Origin of the sequence: Streptomyces sp. NPDC005494 (genome assembly GCF_042872025.1) — a bacterium.
In the GTDB taxonomy this organism is placed as follows: domain Bacteria; phylum Actinomycetota; class Actinomycetes; order Streptomycetales; family Streptomycetaceae; genus Streptomyces.
Window position 1 is genome coordinate 625,348 of the sequence record NZ_JBIAJR010000002.1, and the last position, 16,698, is coordinate 642,045.

At 71.9% G+C, this 16,698-nt stretch carries 18 protein-coding genes; 7 read left to right on the forward strand and 11 right to left on the reverse strand.

What is annotated here, in order from left to right; genetic code table 11:
- Window positions 1–53 precede the first annotated feature (53 nt).
- The gene (locus tag ACFYQ6_RS08505; RefSeq protein WP_388761728.1) at window positions 54–2,078 is read right to left on the reverse strand and encodes a heavy metal translocating P-type ATPase; all 2,025 of its coding nucleotides are present in this window, start codon (window positions 2,076–2,078) and stop codon (window positions 54–56) included.
- A gap of 96 nt (window positions 2,079–2,174) precedes the next feature.
- Between ACFYQ6_RS08505 and ACFYQ6_RS08510 the strand changes: the two genes are divergently transcribed.
- Window positions 2,175–2,561, forward strand: coding sequence for an ArsR/SmtB family transcription factor (locus ACFYQ6_RS08510; RefSeq protein WP_388761731.1), 387 nt, complete (start codon window positions 2,175–2,177; stop codon window positions 2,559–2,561).
- Window positions 2,562–2,612: 51 nt separating this feature from the next.
- Window positions 2,613–3,620, forward strand: coding sequence for an MsnO8 family LLM class oxidoreductase (locus tag ACFYQ6_RS08515; RefSeq protein WP_388761733.1), 1,008 nt, complete (start codon window positions 2,613–2,615; stop codon window positions 3,618–3,620).
- 36 nt (window positions 3,621–3,656) lie between these two features.
- Here ACFYQ6_RS08515 and ACFYQ6_RS08520 read toward each other — a convergent pair whose 3' ends face one another.
- The 5 genes from ACFYQ6_RS08520 to ACFYQ6_RS08540 form a co-directional block, all read right to left on the reverse strand.
- Window positions 3,657–4,046 (reverse strand): DUF2267 domain-containing protein, encoded by a 390-nt coding sequence (locus ACFYQ6_RS08520; RefSeq protein WP_388762235.1) that lies wholly within the window; start codon window positions 4,044–4,046, stop codon window positions 3,657–3,659.
- Between the two features lie 205 nt (window positions 4,047–4,251).
- Window positions 4,252–4,443, reverse strand: a complete 192-nt coding sequence (locus ACFYQ6_RS08525; protein WP_388761736.1) for a DUF6381 family protein — start codon at window positions 4,441–4,443, stop codon at window positions 4,252–4,254.
- Between the two features lie 131 nt (window positions 4,444–4,574).
- Window positions 4,575–5,195: an L-threonylcarbamoyladenylate synthase gene (locus ACFYQ6_RS08530; protein ID WP_388761739.1), complete on the reverse strand. Its 621-nt coding sequence runs from the start codon at window positions 5,193–5,195 to the stop codon at window positions 4,575–4,577.
- Window positions 5,196–5,255: 60 nt separating this feature from the next.
- A complete protein-coding gene (locus ACFYQ6_RS08535) occupies window positions 5,256–5,465 on the reverse strand; it encodes a hypothetical protein (protein WP_388761742.1) in 210 nt (69 codons plus the stop codon).
- Window positions 5,466–5,823: 358 nt separating this feature from the next.
- Window positions 5,824–7,185 (reverse strand): FAD-dependent oxidoreductase, encoded by a 1,362-nt coding sequence (locus ACFYQ6_RS08540; RefSeq protein WP_388761745.1) that lies wholly within the window; start codon window positions 7,183–7,185, stop codon window positions 5,824–5,826.
- Window positions 7,186–7,504: 319 nt separating this feature from the next.
- On the opposite strand from ACFYQ6_RS08540, the gene ACFYQ6_RS08545 reads away from it, so the two are divergent.
- A complete protein-coding gene (locus ACFYQ6_RS08545) occupies window positions 7,505–7,948 on the forward strand; it encodes a nitroreductase family deazaflavin-dependent oxidoreductase (RefSeq protein WP_388761748.1) in 444 nt (147 codons plus the stop codon).
- A gap of 271 nt (window positions 7,949–8,219) precedes the next feature.
- On the opposite strand, the gene ACFYQ6_RS08550 is transcribed toward ACFYQ6_RS08545, so the two are convergent.
- From ACFYQ6_RS08550 to ACFYQ6_RS08560, 3 genes are all read right to left on the reverse strand, one after another.
- A complete protein-coding gene (locus tag ACFYQ6_RS08550) occupies window positions 8,220–9,149 on the reverse strand; it encodes a PmoA family protein (RefSeq protein WP_388761751.1) in 930 nt (309 codons plus the stop codon).
- Window positions 9,146–10,312 (reverse strand): Gfo/Idh/MocA family protein, encoded by a 1,167-nt coding sequence (locus tag ACFYQ6_RS08555; protein ID WP_388761754.1) that lies wholly within the window; start codon window positions 10,310–10,312, stop codon window positions 9,146–9,148. Before ACFYQ6_RS08555 ends, ACFYQ6_RS08550 begins: the two co-directional genes overlap by 4 nt.
- A 109-nt stretch (window positions 10,313–10,421) precedes the next feature.
- Window positions 10,422–11,396 (reverse strand): acetylxylan esterase, encoded by a 975-nt coding sequence (locus tag ACFYQ6_RS08560; protein WP_361576556.1) that lies wholly within the window; start codon window positions 11,394–11,396, stop codon window positions 10,422–10,424.
- A gap of 127 nt (window positions 11,397–11,523) precedes the next feature.
- Here ACFYQ6_RS08560 and ACFYQ6_RS08565 point away from each other — a divergent pair, with 127 nt between their 5' ends.
- Window positions 11,524–11,850 (forward strand): DUF2087 domain-containing protein, encoded by a 327-nt coding sequence (locus ACFYQ6_RS08565; RefSeq protein ID WP_361576559.1) that lies wholly within the window; start codon window positions 11,524–11,526, stop codon window positions 11,848–11,850.
- 103 nt (window positions 11,851–11,953) lie between these two features.
- Here the strand turns inward: ACFYQ6_RS08565 and ACFYQ6_RS08570 are convergent, their stop codons facing one another.
- On the reverse strand, window positions 11,954–12,778 hold the full coding sequence (locus tag ACFYQ6_RS08570) for an aldo/keto reductase (RefSeq protein ID WP_388761758.1): 825 nt from the start codon (window positions 12,776–12,778) through the stop codon (window positions 11,954–11,956).
- A 201-nt stretch (window positions 12,779–12,979) separates the two neighbouring features.
- On the opposite strand from ACFYQ6_RS08570, the gene ACFYQ6_RS08575 reads away from it, so the two are divergent.
- Window positions 12,980–14,281 carry an alpha/beta fold hydrolase gene (locus tag ACFYQ6_RS08575; RefSeq protein ID WP_388761761.1) on the forward strand — a complete coding sequence of 434 codons (1,302 nt, stop codon included), beginning with the start codon at window positions 12,980–12,982 and terminating at the stop codon, window positions 14,279–14,281.
- 168 nt (window positions 14,282–14,449) lie between these two features.
- Here the strand turns inward: ACFYQ6_RS08575 and ACFYQ6_RS08580 are convergent, their stop codons facing one another.
- Window positions 14,450–15,022 carry a rhodanese-like domain-containing protein gene (locus ACFYQ6_RS08580; RefSeq protein WP_388761764.1) on the reverse strand — a complete coding sequence of 191 codons (573 nt, stop codon included), beginning with the start codon at window positions 15,020–15,022 and terminating at the stop codon, window positions 14,450–14,452.
- A gap of 214 nt (window positions 15,023–15,236) precedes the next feature.
- Here ACFYQ6_RS08580 and ACFYQ6_RS08585 point away from each other — a divergent pair, with 214 nt between their 5' ends.
- Both ACFYQ6_RS08585 and ACFYQ6_RS08590 read left to right on the forward strand, forming a co-directional pair.
- A complete protein-coding gene (locus tag ACFYQ6_RS08585) occupies window positions 15,237–15,968 on the forward strand; it encodes a PIG-L deacetylase family protein (protein WP_361576571.1) in 732 nt (243 codons plus the stop codon).
- Window positions 15,969–16,082: 114 nt separating this feature from the next.
- The gene (locus tag ACFYQ6_RS08590) at window positions 16,083–16,682 is read left to right on the forward strand and encodes a helix-turn-helix domain-containing protein (RefSeq protein WP_388761767.1); all 600 of its coding nucleotides are present in this window, start codon (window positions 16,083–16,085) and stop codon (window positions 16,680–16,682) included.
- The last annotated feature ends 16 nt before the right edge of the window (window positions 16,683–16,698 follow it).

Genomic DNA, 16,698 nt, shown 5'->3' on the forward strand with positions numbered 1-16,698 from the left:
CGGGTTGAGCGGTGCCCCACGCGGGTGTCCCGCGGCCTCGCGGTGACGGGAGGTCAGCCGGCGGAGGCGGCGGACCGGGAGGGCGCAGGCTCGGGTGCTCCGCCCTGACGGGCGGCCCGCTGCCAGGCGGAATCGCGCAGCAGCCGCAGACCGTTGAGGCCGACGACGACGGTGGAGCCCTCGTGTCCCAGGACGCCGAGCGGGAGCGGCAGATGGCCGACGAGGTCCCAGACGACCAGGACGGAGATGAACACACCGGCGATGACCAGGTTCTGCACGACCAGGCGGCGGGCCGCCCGGGACAGGGCGACCACCGCGGGCACCGTGGCCAGCTCGTCGCGGATGACGACGGCGTCCGCGGTCTCCAGCGCCAGGTCGGAGCCCGCCTTCCCCATCGCGATCCCGATGTGCGCGGCGGCCAGTGCGGGCGCGTCGTTGACGCCGTCGCCCAGGACCAGCACCTTGTGTCCGGTCTGCTCCCCTTCCCTCACGGCGTCGGCCTTGTCCTGGGGGAGGAGCCCCGCGCGGACGTCGGTGATGCCCGCCTCGGCCGCCAGCCGGTCTGCGGCGCGCGGGTTGTCGCCGGTCAGCAGCATCGGCGAGCTGCCGGTCAGGCGGGCCAGCGAGGCGACCGTCCGGGCGGCGTCGTGCCGGATACGGTCGGCGATCCCCAGGACCCCCACCGGCACGCCGTCCCGCAGGACGACCACCGCGGTGCAGCCGCCTTCCTCCAGTTCGCCCGCCACGAGGACGGCAGCGGCGCCGGCGGACGCCGGGATGTCGCGCAGCAGGCGGGCGGGGGAGCCGACCGTGATCCGATGGCCGTCGACGCTGGCCACGATTCCGGTGCCGGGCGCCGACGAGAAGTCCTCGGCCTGGGAGAGCGTCAGGCCGCGTGCCTGTGCCGCGTCCACCACGGCGCGGGCCAAGGGGTGTTCGCTGGGGTGCTCGGCTGCCGCTGCCGACGCCAGCAGCGAGTCCTCGCTCATCCCGGCGCCGGCCAGGGGGCGTACGGCGGTGACCCGCGGGGTGCCCTCCGTGAGGGTGCCGGTCTTGTCCAGCGCCACCGCGTCGGCCTGCCCGAGCCGCTCCATCACGACGGCGGACTTGACGAGGACTCCGTGGCGCCCGGCGTTCGCCATGGCGGACAGCAGCGGCGGCATGGTCGCCAGGACCACCGCGCAGGGGGAGGCCACGATCATGAACGTCATCGCGCGCAGCAGGCTGCCGGTCACGTCGTCGCCGAAGCCCAGGGGGACGAGGAAGACGGCCAGAGTGGCGGCCACCATCCCCAGCGAGTAGCGCTGTTCGACCTTTTCGATGAACAACTGGGTGGGCGCCTTGGTCCGGGACGCCTCCTCCGTCATCGCCACGATGCGGGCGATCACGGAGTCGGAGGCATCTCGCTCGACGGCGACCCGCAAGGTGCCCGTGCCGTTCAGGGTTCCGGCGAACACCTCGTCCCCGGGCTCCTTCGCCACGGGCAGCGGTTCGCCGGTGATGGTGGCCTGATCGACCTCGCTCGCCCCGCCGACGACCCTGCCGTCGGCGCCGACCCGCTCCCCGGGCCGGACGTGGATGACGTCGCCGACCGTCAGGTCCTCGGTGGCGACGCTCTCCTCGCCGCCCTCGACGACGCGGGTGGCGGTGGCCGGGGCCAGATCCAGGAGGCCGCGCACCGCGTCCTGGGTGCGGGCCGTGGCCAGTGCCTCCAGTGCGCCCGAGGTCGCGAAGATGACGATCAGCAGTGCGCCGTCCATGACCTGCCCGATCGAGGCGGCGCCCAGCGCCGCCACGATCATCAGCAGATCGACGTCCAGGACCTTCTCGCGCAGCTCCCGCAGCCCCGACAGGGCCGGCTCCCATCCGCCGGCGGCGTAGACGAGGGCGTACAGAGGCCCCCATGCCCAGCCAGGGGTCCCGGCGAGCTGCAGCGGAAGGGCGAGCAGGAACAGCGCCAGGGCGGCTCCGGCCCAGCGGGCCTCCGACAGGGCGAGGACGCGTGTGCGACGCCGGGGTACGGCGCCCGCACCGGCGTTCGCGGTGCGCGAGGGGCGGGTGATGACAGCAGCGGGCATGACGGAGAGACCCCTCACGGGCGATGGGAACGGCTACCCGTCACCGTACAGGAATATATGAACAGTCTTTCATGTGTCATCCGTAGAATGGACGCCATGGGCCACGGACGCGACGAGCAGAGCAACGCCACCACCCGCGAGCGTCTGGACGCCGTCGGAGCGGCAGGCGTCGCCGAGACCCTTCAGGCCCTGGCCACCCCCTCCCGGTTGCGCATTCTGGCGCGACTCCAGGAGGGGCCCTGCGCGGTCGGTGACCTCGCGGAAGCGGTGGAGATGGAACCGTCCGCCTGCTCCCACCAGTTGCGCCTGCTGCGGAATCTCGGACTGGTCGCCGGTGAGCGGCAGGGACGCTCGATCGTGTACGCCCTCTACGACCATCACGTCGCCGAACTGCTGGACCAGGCCCTCTACCACGTCGAACATCTGCGGCTCGGACTCCGTGACGCTCCGGGCGAAGCCGCCGGGACGGCGGTCCGGGCGTGACCTCGCGCCGCGCCAGGGGAATCCCGGCGTGCCCGCGGTGTTGAAAGAGGCGTGAGCCCACGCATCGGATCGACCCGCTTCTCCTTCCTCGACCGCTCCCGCACCCGCGAGGGGCACGACGGTCCGCAGGCTCTGCGGGACACCGTCGCGCTCGCCGGCACGGCGGAGGCTCTCGGGTACCACCGCTTCTGGGTGTCCGAGCACCACAGCGTGCCCGGCGTGGCCGGGTCGGCGCCGACGGTGCTGGCCGCCGCCGTCGCGAGCGCGACCTCGTCCATCAGGGTGGGCACCGGCGGGGTCATGCTCCCGAACCACCAGCCCTTCGTGGTCGCCGAGCAGTTCGGGGTTCTCGCCTCGCTCTTCCCCGGCCGGATCGACATGGGGCTGGGGCGCTCGGTCGGCTTCACCGACGGGATCCGCAAGGCGCTCGGCCGGGGCAAGGGCGACGCCGACGACTTCGCCGGGCAGCTCGCCGAACTCCTCGGCTGGCTGGACGGCTCTCAGCAGGAGTACCCCCAGGTCCACGCCCGCCCCGTCGAAGGGCTGACCGTCCCTCCCTTCGTCCTGGCGACCGGTGGCGGAGCCTCGATCGCCGCGGCGGCAGGCCTGCCGCTCGTCGTGGGGGACCTCCGGAGCCGCGACCGGCTGATACGCGCGGTCGAGGAGTACCGCGCCGCCTTCCGCCCCTCGTCATGGGCCCGTGAGCCGTACGTGATCGTCTCGGGTACCGTCGCCGTCGCCGGTTCGGCGCAGGACGCGCGGCGGCTGCTGGTCCCGGAGGCCTGGTCCATGGCGTACGCGCGTACCCATGGCTCCTTCCCGCCGCTCGCCCCGGCCGAGCGGATCGAGGCTCTGGACATGACGGACAAGGAGCGCGGGCTGTTCGAGGACGGACTGTGCGGCCATGTCGCGGGCACCGAGGACACCGTCGCGGCGGAACTCGAGCTGGTGCTCGAGGACACGGGCGCCGACGAGGTGCTGGTCACCACGAGTACGTACGACCGCGAGGCGCTCGTGGACTCCATGCGGAGACTCGCCACGATCGCCGGGCTGCGCTGACCCCCGGACTGCACCGGCCCCTGCCGGTTCTGGACCTCAGGTGCTGCCGGGATGGCCGAAGAGGAGGTCGTAGCCCGGGGGCAGCTGGAGGAGCAGGCGTTCCAGCAGTTCCTCGCCCGCGGCGTCGGCGACCACGCTGAGCACGGCGCTCGTGTCCCAGGCGGCGGTCTGCTCGGTCGCGCCCTCGATCCAGGCGGCTGCCGCGCGCACGAACCTCTCGGGACTGAGCGGTTCGGCGGCCTGCAGCGGATTGAGGAGGATCAGCGCGAAGGTCTCCGGGAGTCCGGCCGCCAGCTCGGCCCGCTCCTCGCCCACCAGGTGCGCGCCCAGCAGCGCCAGCACCACGCGCGAGGCGCGCTCCGCCTCCAGAGCCGACGGATAGGCGCCCCTGTCCTGGACGGCCTCCAGGAACGCCTGCCACCTCATGTACGTCACGGGTTCCCCCTCGCGGAACGCGGGCGGAGAGCGGAGCGGGGGAGGGGAGCCCGTGCCCCGCCCTCCGCGTATTCATCGCATGTCGCCTCATGTCCGGTATTAACACGTGCCCCTCCGTGCGGCAAGTGCGGGGCCACCGTTTCGCCGCCGGTGGACCAGCGCGCCGCCCTGGGCCGGGCCGAGGGCGCCGGCCGCCCTACTCCATCGGGTAGATGTCCCCGCTCGCCATGCCGCTGGCCTGCTCGCTCTGGGCTTCGAGCCGGTGCGCCTTCTCGTGCAGACGCTTGCGTTCGGCGGGGTCGCTTGCCTTCTCGGCGGCCTCTTCGAGGTCCTTCGCCTTGTCGCGCATCTGCTGTGCGCGGCCCCTCAGGTCTTCCTGCTCGCTCATGATCACTCCCTGGCGCTGTACGGAGCGGACACCTCCACCGAACCAGGCGCCAGGGGGTGCGCGCATCTCCGCGGGCCGGCCGGAAGCGCGGTGTGACCGCCCAGGGGGTGGCCGCTCCGGCGTGCCCAGTGCTACTCGAAGCGCGTCACGTCGCCCGCACCACGGCGTACGACCTCGACCTCCGCGCCGGAGAAGTCGATGACGGTCGTCGGCTCGGTGCCGCAGTCGCCGGAGTCGAGTACGACATCCACCACATGGTCCAGGCGCTCCTTGATCTCCCAGCCCTGCGTCAGCGGCTCCTCCTCGTCAGGCAGGAGCAGCGTGCTGGACAGCAGCGGCTCGCCGAGTTCGGCCAGCAGCGCCTGTGTCACGGTGTGGTCCGGGATCCGGACACCGACGGTCTTCTTCTTGGGGTGGAGCAGCTGCCGCGGGACCTCCTTGGTGGCGGGGAGGATGAAGGTGTAACTCCCGGGTGTCGCCGCCTTGATCGCGCGGAAGACGTCGTTGTCGACCTGGACGAACTGGCCGAGCTGCGCGAAGTTCTCGCACACCAGGGTGAAGTGGTGGCGGTCGTCGAGATTCCGGATCGACCGGATGCGGTCGATCCCGTCCCGGCTGCCCAGCTGGCATCCCAACGCGTAGCAGGAATCGGTCGGATAGGCGACGAGGGCGCCGGACCGGATGCTCTCGGCCACGCCGGTGATGGTGCGGCGCTGGGGGTTCTCGGGGTGCACGTCGAAGTACTTGGCCATTCGGCGAGTCTACGGCCTCGGGATCACGGCGTTCCGCTTGCGCGGCGCGTGCCGCCGTGGCTAGCCGGGGGTCATGGCCCCGAGCGTGCCCCGCCTGCTCCGGCGCGCCGCGACGTCGTCGCCCCCCTCGTCGCGGCCTCCCACTCCTCCCGCCCCCGGTCCTTCGAACTCCGGCGCGAAATCGGGGTGTTCCTCGCGCCAGTGCGCGAGACGGGCGCGCACTCCGTCGGTGCCGTACGCCTGGTCGTCCGTCAGGAGGAGGTGTCGCACGTGCGATCGCGCCCGCAGGACCACGGGGTCGTCGAGCGCGCAGGCGGCCCTGGCGGCCTGCCTCCGCCGTGGACACCGTCACCGACACCGCGAAGGTGCCGTTGTCCGAAGGAAAGATCCCGCCGACGGCGAAAGGCGAGAACGAGGCGTTCCTGACCCGTCCGGGGCCGGTCGGCCCACCGGCCGGCAGCCTGTACCACCGGCAGAAGTACGCGAGGTGCTGCGGACACAGCGTAGCGACCCCCCGGGTGCGCGCGCCGGACGTTCCGGCACCTCCACGGCAGAGCGCCGCACAGCGCCGCGCCCCCGCAGCCTCTCCTTGCGGAGGGCTCCGGGGGCGCGGAACTCAGGGCCGGGGTCAGGCCCCGGACGCGTCCAGCATGGCCGTGCGCTCGACGACCTTGATCCGCTCACGGCCCTCGGCGGCGCCGAGCGCCTGCTCGTGGGCGTCCAGACGGTGCCAGCCCTCCTTGGTGGTGTAGCGGATGCCGCGCTGCTCCAGGTAGTCGACGACCGCGTCGGGCTCGGGCTGCGCGGGGGCCGGGAGCCGTCCGGCGCCGTGGTCCTCCAGCAGGCAGGCCACCGTCTCGTTGGCGTCGCCCTTGGTGTGCCCGATCAGGCCGATCGGACCCCGCTTGATCCACCCGGTGACGTACACGGAGGTCATCGGCTCGTCGCCGCTCAGCACGCGGCCCGCAGCGTGCGGGACCGTGCCGGAGGTGACGTCGAAGGGCAGCTTCGGGAGCTCCTCCGAGTAGTAGCCCACCGCCCGGTAGACGCTCTGCACGTCCCAGTCCGTGAAGCGGCCCGTGCCCTTGACGTTGCCCGTGCCGTCCAGCTCCGTGCGCTCGGTACGCAGGGCGACGACGCGGCCGTTGTCGCCGACGACCTCCACCGGGGACTCGAAGAAGTGGAGGAAGAGCTTGTGGGGGCGGTCGCCGACGTCGCGGATCGCCCAGTTCTCCAGAGTGGAGGCGACCATGTTGGCCTGCTTGTTCTCCCGCCGCGTGGCGATCGAGCCCTCGTCGTAGTCGATGTCCTCGGGGTTGACGATGACCTCGATGTTCGGCGAGTGGTCGAGCTCGCGCAGCTCCATCGGGCTGAACTTGGCCTGGGCCGGCCCACGCCGTCCGAAGACGTGCACCTCCAGGGCCTTGTTCGCCTTGAGCCCGTCGTAGACGTTCGCGGGGATCTCGGTCGGGAGCAGTTCGTCCGCCGTCTTGGCGAGGATGCGCGCGACGTCCAGTGCCACGTTGCCCACGCCGAGCACGGCGACCTTCTCGGCCTCCAGCGGCCATGTGCGCGGAACCTCGGGGTGGCCGTCGTACCAGGCCACGAAGTCGGCGGCGCCGTAGGAACCGTCGAGATCGATCCCGGGTATGTCCAGCGCGCGGTCGGCGTCGGCTCCGGTGGAGAAGATCACCGCGTCGTAGAAGGACCGCAGGTCGTCCAGGCCGATGTCGTTCGGGTAGTCGACGTTGCCGAACAGCCGCAGCTGGGGCTTGTCCAGGACCTGGTGGAGCGCCTTGACGATGCCCTTGATCCGCGGGTGGTCCGGAGCGACGCCGTACCGGATCAGGCCGAAGGGGGCGGGCATGCGCTCGAACAGGTCGATCGATACGCCCGGCTCCTGGGCGGCCTCGGACTTGAGAAGCGCGTCCGCTGCGTAGATTCCGGCGGGACCGGCTCCGACGATGGCGACGCGGACGGGGCGTGTCATGGAGTGTTGTTCCTTAGGGCGGACGACCACGGGCAGAGTGCAGCGGGGTAAGGCTTGGCTTACTCCGCTGCCCCCACGGTACGGCCTGCGGGCGGGGAGCCCTGGAGCGGGGCAAGGGGATATATCGGAAATAAATGGACGTAACCGACTAAAGAGGCCCGGTTTCTGTGAGCGGATTCCCGCCCAGCCGTCTCACGTCTGTCCAGGAAGTGAGATGCCGCGTAATCGAGGGTCGTCCGGCGGTGTTCCTGCGGGTTCCCCGCATTTGTCGGAGCCATGATGAAGAGGACCGCAGCATTCCGACGAGAGGACATGTGTCATGCCGATCGAGGGCGAGTACGAGCCCAGCCCGACGACGTGGGTCCGTGAGCAGGTCGAGCTCATCGAGAGTTCGGGCGGAACGCAGGGGACGACTCTGCGGGGCATGCCCGTCATCCTTCTCACGACACGCGGCGCCAAGAGCGGCAAGATCCGCAAGACCCCGCTCATGAGGGTCGAGCACGACGGGGAGTACGCGGTGGTCGCCTCACTCGGCGGCGCTCCCAAGCATCCGGTCTGGTACTACAACGTCCTGGCCGACCCCCGGGTGGACCTGCGGGACGGCACCCTGCGCCAGGACATGGTCGCCCGCGAGGTCACGGGGGAGGAGAAGGCCCTGTGGTGGGGCCGTGCCGTCGAGGCGTTCCCCGACTACGCCGACTACCAGACCAAGACGGACCGGGAGATCCCGGTCTTCGTGCTCTCCCCGGCCGCGAAGGGCTGAACGGGAAGCGCCGGCACGGCCCACCCGGGCGCGCGGCTTCCCGCGCGTCCGGATGCCAGGCCAGGGCGGATGGGCCGAGCGGTCCCTGGATGCCGGGCGAGAACGGGTGCCGCCGAGCGGTGCCTGGATGCCGACCGGCGGCGCAAGGGCCGAGCGGCGCCCGGTTGCCGGTCGATGGCCAGGGAGCCGAGCGGTGTCCGGCGGGCCGGCCGGACCGGGAAGCCTAGGTGTCCCACCGCCTCTGGCGGCCCGGCCCGCCTTCCCCCGGCCGCTACCAGCGGAGCCCGTCGACCGCCGAGGCGATGCGGTCGCGGTCCCAGGCTCCGTCCGCGACCAGGACGCGGTAACGCCGGGTCAGGGTCGCACCCGGATCCAGCACCAGCTCCTCGTGGAAGGCGAGCGACGGGGCGACGGCCGCGAACGGGGTGTTGCGCACGAACCAGTGCGCCGGGTGCTCCCCGCCCGTCCCGGTGTGGTCGTTCTCGGGGGAGTGCGCGAAGACGAGTGTCGCGTGGCCGTCGAAGTCGTCGTGTTCCCCGCTGTACGCGAGCCAGGGGGCCTGCCGCCCCATCATCTCCGGACCCTCGGCGTCCGGCGCGATGACACGGCCGTCCCTGAAGGCGCGCGGCCCCCGCCAGAACAGGCCGGTGTAGCCCGCGTCCGGGCGGCCGTGTGTCGTGGGGCTGCCGAAGCGCAGAGGCTCGTCGCGCCGGTTGGTGATCGCCGAGGACCAGGTCAGTGCCCAGCTCCCGGTCAGCGGGTCGACGTCATGGACCTCGATGCGGCGCGCCTCCTCCGCCCAGAGTTCGCCGTCGTGCGGATGCCAGGTCAGCCGCTCGGTGAAGCGCACGGCGTCATCGGTCACCGACACCTCGTCGAAGCCGGCGTGCGCCATGGAACCCACACGCTCCGGCAGGGCGAGATAGCCCTCGCCGTGCACGTAGCTGTTGCCACCCCACAGATTCGCGCCGGACAGATGCGAGGCGGTCATCTGCAGGCCCTTGTGCCAGCGGTGATCGTTCGGGCGGTAACCCGTCACGATCCGCCCGGACAGGGTGCGCAGGGGGTGGATGTAAGGCTTCGGCGCTTCCCACGCGTCCTCGGCGCCGTAGACGTAGCGGAGCAGCTCCACCCCGCTGTCCGCCGCGGTCACCACGAGGTGGTCGCCGTGCCGGTGGTCGATGTCCAGGACCTTCGTCATGCCGTCACCTCCGCCCGCTGCTGCTCCTGACTCTCCGGCGCCCACCCGGGGGCCTCGCCGTGCAGCGCGCTGTAGTACGGATCGCCGGGGCCGGTCTCGCCGGCCCGTACGGTGGCCCCGGTGAAAGCCGCCTTGTAGAGAGCGGTGACCAGTTCGAGGCTCTTGCGGCCGTCGGCACCGCTGCTGCGTGGCCTGCGGCCCGTGCGCATGTCCTCCAGCAGGCCTGCCAGCTGTGCCTCGTGCGAGCTGGGTACGTCGGCTCCGAAGCCCCGCCAGGCATCGGCCTGTTCGGTCGGCACCCCGGGGGCCGGAGTGATCCGCCAGTCGGCGTTCCGGTGCCCGTACAGGTGGGTGAGTTCCACGGTCGCGTGCTCGCAGTCGATGCGGATCCGGCTCACTTGGTCCGGGCTGAGCACGCTGTTCACGACCGTGGCCATCGCGCCGTTCTCGAAGCGGATGAGCGCGGTGGAGACGTCCTCGGTCTCCACGTCGTGCACCAGCCGCCCGGCCATCGCCCGGATCTCCGACCACGGGCCCAGCAGATCGAGCAGCAGGTCCATCTGGTGGATGCCGTGTCCCATGGAGGGACCGCCGCCCTCACTGCTCCACGTGCCCCGCCAGGGAGCGGAGTAGTACGCCTCGTCCCGGTACCAGGTGGTCTGGCAATGAGCCACCAGCGGCCGGCCCATGGCCTGCCGGGCGAGAAGTTCCCTGACGTGCCCGGCGCCCGAGCCGAAGCGGTGCTGGAACACGATCGCCGCGTACGGGCCCTCGCCCTCGGGGCCCTCCTCCGCCTCGATCGCGTCGAAGTCCTCCAGCGACGGGCAGGGCGGCTTCTCGCACCACACCCACGCCCCGGCGCGCAGGGCGGCCACGGTCTGGTCGCGGTGGAACCGGGGCGGGGTGGCGAGAGTGACCAGGTTCGGGCGCTGCTCGGCGAGCATGCCGTCGAGGTCGGTGTACGGGTGCGCGATGCCCGACTCGGCGCAGAACGTCCCGACCGAGTCCGGGTCGACGTCGACCGCGGCGACGATCTCCAGCGGCTGCTCGGCGGCGAGCGCGGTCAACGCGGGCAGATGACTCACCCGCGCGATCGCGCCCGTGCCGACGATCGCGACCCGCAGCGGGTCCCGGTGCGAAGGATGGCTGGCCGTGACAAACACCCCTTGATGCGAAAATATGCACACTCGCCGGACAGCAAGCGCTTTCTCTCCCGGAAACCTAGGTCCCGTCCGCGAGGCAGGTCAAGGGGTTCCCGCCGCTGTGGGTCCGTCAGGCCTTCAGTAGTCGCGGCAGCCTGGCCAGCTGAGCCGCCTGCTGGAAGGGGCCGCCTCCCTCGTGGTCGTTGAAGTCGTACACCTCGATCTCCTTGTCGGCGTGCGCGTAGGCGTTGAACGCGGCGAACACCGTCGAGGGCGGGCAGGTGAGGTCCTCCAGGGCCACGGAGAACAGCGCGGGCGCCCGGCAGCGTGCGGCGAAGTGGACCCCGTCGAAGTAGGAGAGGGTCCTCTCGACCTGCTCGGCCCGGCCCCGGTGCGTCTTCAGGTAGTCCCCGACCTCCCGGTACGGCTTCCGGTCGGTCATGCGGGTCGCCCGGGGGAAGTCGCAGAGGAACGGCACGTCGGGCGCCACGGCCACCAGGTCGGGCACCAGCCCGCCCGCCGCGAGGGCGAGGCCGCCGCCCTGGCTCGCGCCGATCACCGCGGTGCGGGAGGCGTCGGCGAGGGGGTGCGAACGGGCCGCCTCCACCGCGCGTACCGCGTCCGTGATGACCCGGCGGTAGTAGTACGTCTCCGGGTCCCCGATGCCCTGGGTCATGAAGCCGGCGAGCGACGGCGCCGATCCGACGGGGTCGGCGGTGTCGCCCGGTGCCCAGCCGCTGCCCTGGCCGCGGGTGTCCATCACGAAGTGGGCCATGCCCGCCGAGGCCCAGAGCAGATGCGCGTGCGGCAGGCTCCGCCCACCCCCGTATCCGATGAACTCCACGACGACGGGCAGGGGTTCGGTCGTTCCCGCCGGTATGACGAACCAGCCCTTGACGGGATGACCGCCGAAGCCCGCGAACGTCACGTCGTACACCTCCACCGTGGCGAGACCGGTGTCGGCGCACCTCTCGAAACGGGCGTCCAGATCGTGCGTACCGGCCTCCGCCAGCGTGTCCGACCAGAAGGCGTCGAAGTCCTCGGGCTCCACCGACCGGCTGCGGTAGGTGCGCAGTTCTTCGAGTGGGAGATCGAACAGGGCCATGAGGGACCGCCTTCAGCCGGAAGAGTGATGAATGGTCACACCGTACGACGGTCGGCCCGAAGGTCAAGATGCTGTCCGCGGGGGAAAACGCTTTGCCTGCCGCTCCTCGGCCTGCGACGCTTCCGGCATGTCCGATACCGACACCCGCCAGGCGCGCCAGGTGGCCGCCCTGTTCTCGCACGGGCGCCTGACGGCGATCCCCCGGAAGCCCGCCCGGCGTGAGCAGTTGCTCGAGCACCTCGCGCACACGCTCTTCGAGCGCGACCGGGTCTACACCGAGCGTGAGGTCAACGACGCGCTGCTCACGGTCCACGAGGACTGCTCGGCCCTGCGGCGCCATCTCGTGGTCGCCGGTCTGCTGGAACGGCCTCGGGACGGCAGCAGTTACCGGCGGGCGAGCGGCGGCCGGGAAGCTCCGGCCGCACCCCTGCGGGATCCTTCCCCGAGGGCGTGAGAAGGCCGCCGGTCGGCACAGGTGTGCCTGCCGACGGCTGGGAGAGCCGCCGATCGGCACGGGTGTGCCGGCCGGCGGCGGTCATGCTGCCGTGGCGGCTGGCTCAGTTCAGGGTGTCGGGGTCGGGGCCGGTGCGCATGCCCCGGTCCAGGCCGGCGATCGCGTCCATGTCGGCCTGCGAGAGTTCGAAGTCGAAGAGGTCGATGTTCTGCCGGATGCGTGCGGGCGTGACCGACTTGGGGATGACGATGTTGCCGAGCTGGAGGTGCCAGCGCAGGACGACCTGGGCCGGCGTCTTCCCGTGCCGCTCGGCGAGTGCGGTCAGCACCTCCTCGTCCAGCAGTGCCCCCTGCGCGAGAGGGCTCCACGCCTCGGTGGCGATGCCGCTCTCGGCGTGCACGGCGCGCAGCTCGCTCTGCTGGAGCCCGGGGTGCAGCTCGATCTGGTTGACGGCCGGTACGAGGGAGCTCTCCTCCCGCAGCCGGCGCAGGTGGGCGGGCTGGAAGTTGGACACACCCGCGGCCCGGATCCGGCCGTCCGCCAGCAGCTTATCCAGGGCGCGCCAGGTGTCGGTGTAGAGGTCACGCTCGGGCGTGGGCCAGTGGATGAGGTAGAGGTCCACGTGGTCGAGGCCGAGCCTGGCCAGACTGGCGTCGAATGCCGCGAGGGTGGAGTCGTAGCCCTGGTCGGCGTTCCAGAGCTTCGTCGTGACGAACAGCTCCTCGCGAGGGAGGCCGGATTCGGCCAGCGCGCGGCCCACGCCGGTCTCGTTTCCGTACACGGCGGCCGTGTCGATGGAGCGGTAGCCCGCCTCCAGGGCGCTGGAGACCGCGGCGGCCGTCTCGTCGTCGGGGACCTGGAAGACGCCGAAGCCGAGCTGGGGGATCGTGACGCCGTTGTTGAGCGTGACGGTGGGGACCGTGGACATGGTGGAACCTCTCGTGAGTGCGGTGCCGAACCGATCTGCGTGCGACGGTTACTGGCGTGAACAATAGTTGCACGCGCGGGTTAGTTGCAAACGCTGGTAAAGGCTGTGGCCGTCACGGCGGACGGTCCTGTCCGGGCCGGGCCCGGGCCGGTCGCGGTGATGTGCTGAACTGTCCGGGAATCACCGATACAGGAGCCCTTCTTGAACAGCTATCGCCAGCCCGGACTCGTCCTCACCGACCGTCGCTTCACGGTCCCGCTCGACCACGGGGAGCCCAACGGTGAGACGATCGAGATCTTCGGGCGTGAGGTCGTGGCGACCGCGAAGGCGGGCGAGGATCTGCCCTGGCTGGTCTACCTGGAGGGCGGCCCCGGCTTCGGTGCCCGCCGCTTCAACGGCACGGAGGCCTGGCTGGGCCGCGCGGTGCGGGAATTCCGTGTGCTGCTTCTGGACCAGCGTGGCACAGGCCTGTCCACCCCGGCCAACCGGCAGACCCTGCCGCTGCGCGGAGGCCCGCGTGAGCAGGCCGGCTATCTCGCCCGTTTCCGCGCCGACAGCATCGTGCGCGACTGCGAACTCATCCGGCCCCAGCTCACCGGGGGCGCGCCGTGGACCGTGCTCGGGCAGTCCTTCGGCGGGTTCTGCGCCGTCCACTACCTCTCCGCGGCTCCCGAGGGGCTCGCGAGCGTCCTGATCACCGGCGGTCTGCCCTCGCTGGACGCGCATGCCGACGACGTGTACCGGGCGGCGTACCCGCGCGTCGAGCGCAAGGTCGCGGCTCACTACGCGCGCTATCCGCAGGACGTGGAGCGTGCCAGGGCCGTCGCCGCGTATCTCGCCGAGCACCGTCCCGAGAGCGGCGGCCACCTGCTGACGCCCGAGGGCTTCCAGTCGCTCGGCATCATGCTGGGCACCGGCAACGGCAGCCACCAGCTGCACTACCTCCTCGAGAACGCCTTCGTCGAGGGCGTGGGCGGGGCGGAACTCTCCGACGCCTTCCAGGAGGCCGTCCGTGGCGCGAACTCGTTCGCCGCGCACCCGCTGTACGCCCTGATGCACGAGGCGATCTACGGTCAGGGCGCGCTTCCCACCGGCTGGGCCGCCGAGCGCGTCCGGGCCGAGTTCCCGCAGTTCGAGGCAGCCCGTGCGCTGGAGGGCGACAGCCCTCTGCTCTTCACGGGCGAGAGCATCCATCCGTGGCACTTCGACGTCGATCCCGCGCTGCGCCCGCTCCGCGAGACGGCCGAACTGCTCGCCGCCCGCACCGACTGGCCGGTCTTGTACGACACCGAGAGGCTCGCGGCTAACGAGGTCCCGGTGGCCGCCGCCGTTTACCACGACGACATGTACGTGGACACCGGCCACGCGCTGCGTACGGCCTCCTCGATCAAGGGCCTGCGCACGTGGGTGACCAGCGAGTACGAGCACGACGGCGTACGGGCGGGCGGCCCCCACGTGCTGGACCGGCTGCTCGCTCTCGTACGCGGCGAGAGCGAGCGGTAGTTCCAGGAGCCGGGCCCGGCGAGCGGCGTCGGGGGCGGCGACGGGCGGTGTCCGGGGACGGTCCCGCCGGTCGCTCCGGCCTAGGGTGGGGGACCGGGACCCGCCGGGCGCTCGGCCCTCGGCCGGGGGTTCGCCGTGTGCCCGGTCCCGGACCGAGGGCGTGCCTGCTCAGCCCTGGAGGGCGTCCAGGGTGGCGTCCAGCCCTGCCCCGGACTGCGGGGCGCGGTTGTGGGGGAGCTTCGACAGGACGGCCGCCATGCCGCACGTGTTGCTCACCGCGGAGTAGACGAGGCCGGCGCCGATCCCGGCTGACAGCCAGCGCGCGGCCGGGAAACGCCGGCCCGCCAGCAGGCCCGCGACCACCAGGGAACCGGCGGCGAGTCGCACCTGGCGTTCCATCGGCCAGGTGGCGCGTGCGCCGTCGGGGCGGTCCAGGCCGCGCCCGTCGCCCTCCCACGCCGAGGTGCCACCGGTCAGGGTCGTGGCCTCGATGTCGGCGTCGGCGAGGATCTCGCACGCCCGCGTCGAGCGGACGCCCGAGGCGCACACCACCAGCAGTGAACCGCGGGCGGAAGCCGACTTCAGGGCGGGCAGGGCCTCGCCGAGCCGGTCGAGGGGGATGTTCAGGGCGCCGGGCACGTGCCCGGACGCGTACTCGCCGGGAGCCCGCACGTCGATGACGGTGAACTCCTCCAGACGGGCTGCCGCCTGGGCGGGGGAGAGGGAGGAGGGGCTGATCACGAGCGGGTTTCCTTTCGGTCGCCTGGGCGGGGGCGGCCCGGGGACGTGCGTACCGGGGCACCCCGGACGGACATGATACCCCTAGGGGTATTGCGCTCCGGTGTGACACGGCTCGCCGGACGCGGACTCCGACCGGAGCAACTCCTTCCTCCCTGCCCCGAACCGCTTCCGGAATGCACGGATCCGGCACCCTCCCGCGCATAACCTGCGGTGTATGACACAGCAGCTGGAACCCATGCCCACCGACTGGCAGCGGGCGCTGGCGGTGGTCGCCCACCCCGACGACTTGGAATACGGCTGCGCCGCCGCCGTCGCCGGCTGGACCGACGCCGGCCGTGAGGTCACCTATCTCCTCGCGAGCCGGGGCGAGGCGGGGATCGACACCGTCGCTCCGGAGGAGTGCGCCCCGCTGCGGGAGCGCGAGCAGCGGGCGAGCGCCGCCGAGGTGGGCGTCTCGGCCGTCGAGTTCCTCGGCCACAGGGACGGCGTGATCGAGTACGGCACGGCGCTGCGCCGGGACATCACCGCTGCGCTCCGCCGGTACCGGCCCGAGCTGGTGATCACCCTCAACCACCGCGACACGTGGGGAGGCGTGGCGTGGAACACCCCCGACCACCGTGCCGTCGGGCGCGCCGTCCTGGACGCCGCGGGCGACGCGGGGAACCGCTGGATCTTCCCGGAGCTGGGGGAGCAGGGCCTCGAACCGTGGGACGGGGTGCGCTGGGTCGCCGTGGCGGGCACCGACCGGCCCACCCACGCGGTCGACGCGACGCCGGGGTTCGAGCGTGCGGTCCGGTCGCTGCTGGCCCATCGCACCTACATCGAGGTGCTGACCGACGAGGACCCGGAGGCCTACTGCCGCGCGTTTCTGACCGGCACCACCGGGACGGCGGCCGAACGCTTCGGCGGCCGCCCCGCCGTCACCTTCGAGGTGTTCGCCCGCTGACAGGACCGGCCGCAGGCGGAGCCGGGGGGCCCGGCTCCGCCGCGCCGTGCGTTCCGGGGTGCGGCGATCGGTCCCCGATTGACAAAGCGGTTTGCCGATTCTGCAATAGGGCCCATGAAGGAACAGAACCAGGACGACCCCGACCTCGACGCCGTGCTGACCGGTGTCGGGCCACGGCTTCGGCGCCTGCGCAAGGACCGGGGCGTGACCCTCGCAGGGCTCTCCGACGTCACGGGCATCTCCGTCTCCACCCTCTCCCGTCTCGAATCCGGCGGCCGTCGTCCGAGCCTGGAGCTCCTGCTTCCCATCGCCAGGGCTCATGAGGTGCCCCTGGACGATCTAGTCGGGGCTCCGCCGGTGGGCGATCCGAGAGTCAGGGCGAAGCCGATCGTGCAGGGGGCGAAGACCTCGCTGCCGCTCTCGGCGCGGCCCGGCGGTCTCCAGGCGTACAAGGTCGTACAGCAGGCGCCCTGCACCGAGGAGCCCGAGCAGCGCACCCACGAGGGCTACGAGTGGCTGTACGTCCTCAGCGGCAAGCTCCGGCTCAAGCTCGCCGAGCACGACCTGGTCCTGGTGCCGGGTGAGGCCGCCGAGTTCGACACCCGGCTGCCGCACTGGTTCGGGCCCGCCGGTGACGAGCCGGTCGAGTTCCTGAGCCTGTTCGGCCCCCAGGGGGAGCGGATGCATGTCAGGGCCAAGCCGAAACGCTCCTGAACGGAAAGGGCCGGCT

Excerpts from the sequence above, each read along its gene's own strand:
- ACFYQ6_RS08520 (WP_388762235.1), bottom strand. The coding sequence starts at position 4,046 with ATGAGGTGGCAGGCGTTCCTGGAGGCCGTCCAGGACAGGGGCGCCTAT.
- ACFYQ6_RS08530 (WP_388761739.1), bottom strand. The coding sequence starts at position 5,195 with ATGGCCAAGTACTTCGACGTGCACCCCGAGAACCCCCAGCGCCGCACC.
- ACFYQ6_RS08505 (WP_388761728.1), bottom strand. The coding sequence starts at position 2,078 with ATGCCCGCTGCTGTCATCACCCGCCCCTCGCGCACCGCGAACGCCGGT.
- ACFYQ6_RS08590 (WP_388761767.1), top strand. The coding sequence starts at position 16,083 with ATGAAGGAACAGAACCAGGACGACCCCGACCTCGACGCCGTGCTGACC.
- ACFYQ6_RS08550 (WP_388761751.1), bottom strand. The coding sequence starts at position 9,149 with ATGACGAAGGTCCTGGACATCGACCACCGGCACGGCGACCACCTCGTG.
- ACFYQ6_RS08565 (WP_361576559.1), top strand. The coding sequence starts at position 11,524 with ATGTCCGATACCGACACCCGCCAGGCGCGCCAGGTGGCCGCCCTGTTC.
- ACFYQ6_RS08525 (WP_388761736.1), bottom strand. The coding sequence starts at position 4,443 with ATGAGCGAGCAGGAAGACCTGAGGGGCCGCGCACAGCAGATGCGCGAC.
- ACFYQ6_RS08560 (WP_361576556.1), bottom strand. The coding sequence starts at position 11,396 with ATGGCCCTGTTCGATCTCCCACTCGAAGAACTGCGCACCTACCGCAGC.
- ACFYQ6_RS08545 (WP_388761748.1), top strand. The coding sequence starts at position 7,505 with ATGCCGATCGAGGGCGAGTACGAGCCCAGCCCGACGACGTGGGTCCGT.
- ACFYQ6_RS08540 (WP_388761745.1), bottom strand. The coding sequence starts at position 7,185 with ATGACACGCCCCGTCCGCGTCGCCATCGTCGGAGCCGGTCCCGCCGGA.
- ACFYQ6_RS08585 (WP_361576571.1), top strand. The coding sequence starts at position 15,237 with ATGACACAGCAGCTGGAACCCATGCCCACCGACTGGCAGCGGGCGCTG.
- ACFYQ6_RS08570 (WP_388761758.1), bottom strand. The coding sequence starts at position 12,778 with ATGTCCACGGTCCCCACCGTCACGCTCAACAACGGCGTCACGATCCCC.
- ACFYQ6_RS08510 (WP_388761731.1), top strand. The coding sequence starts at position 2,175 with ATGGGCCACGGACGCGACGAGCAGAGCAACGCCACCACCCGCGAGCGT.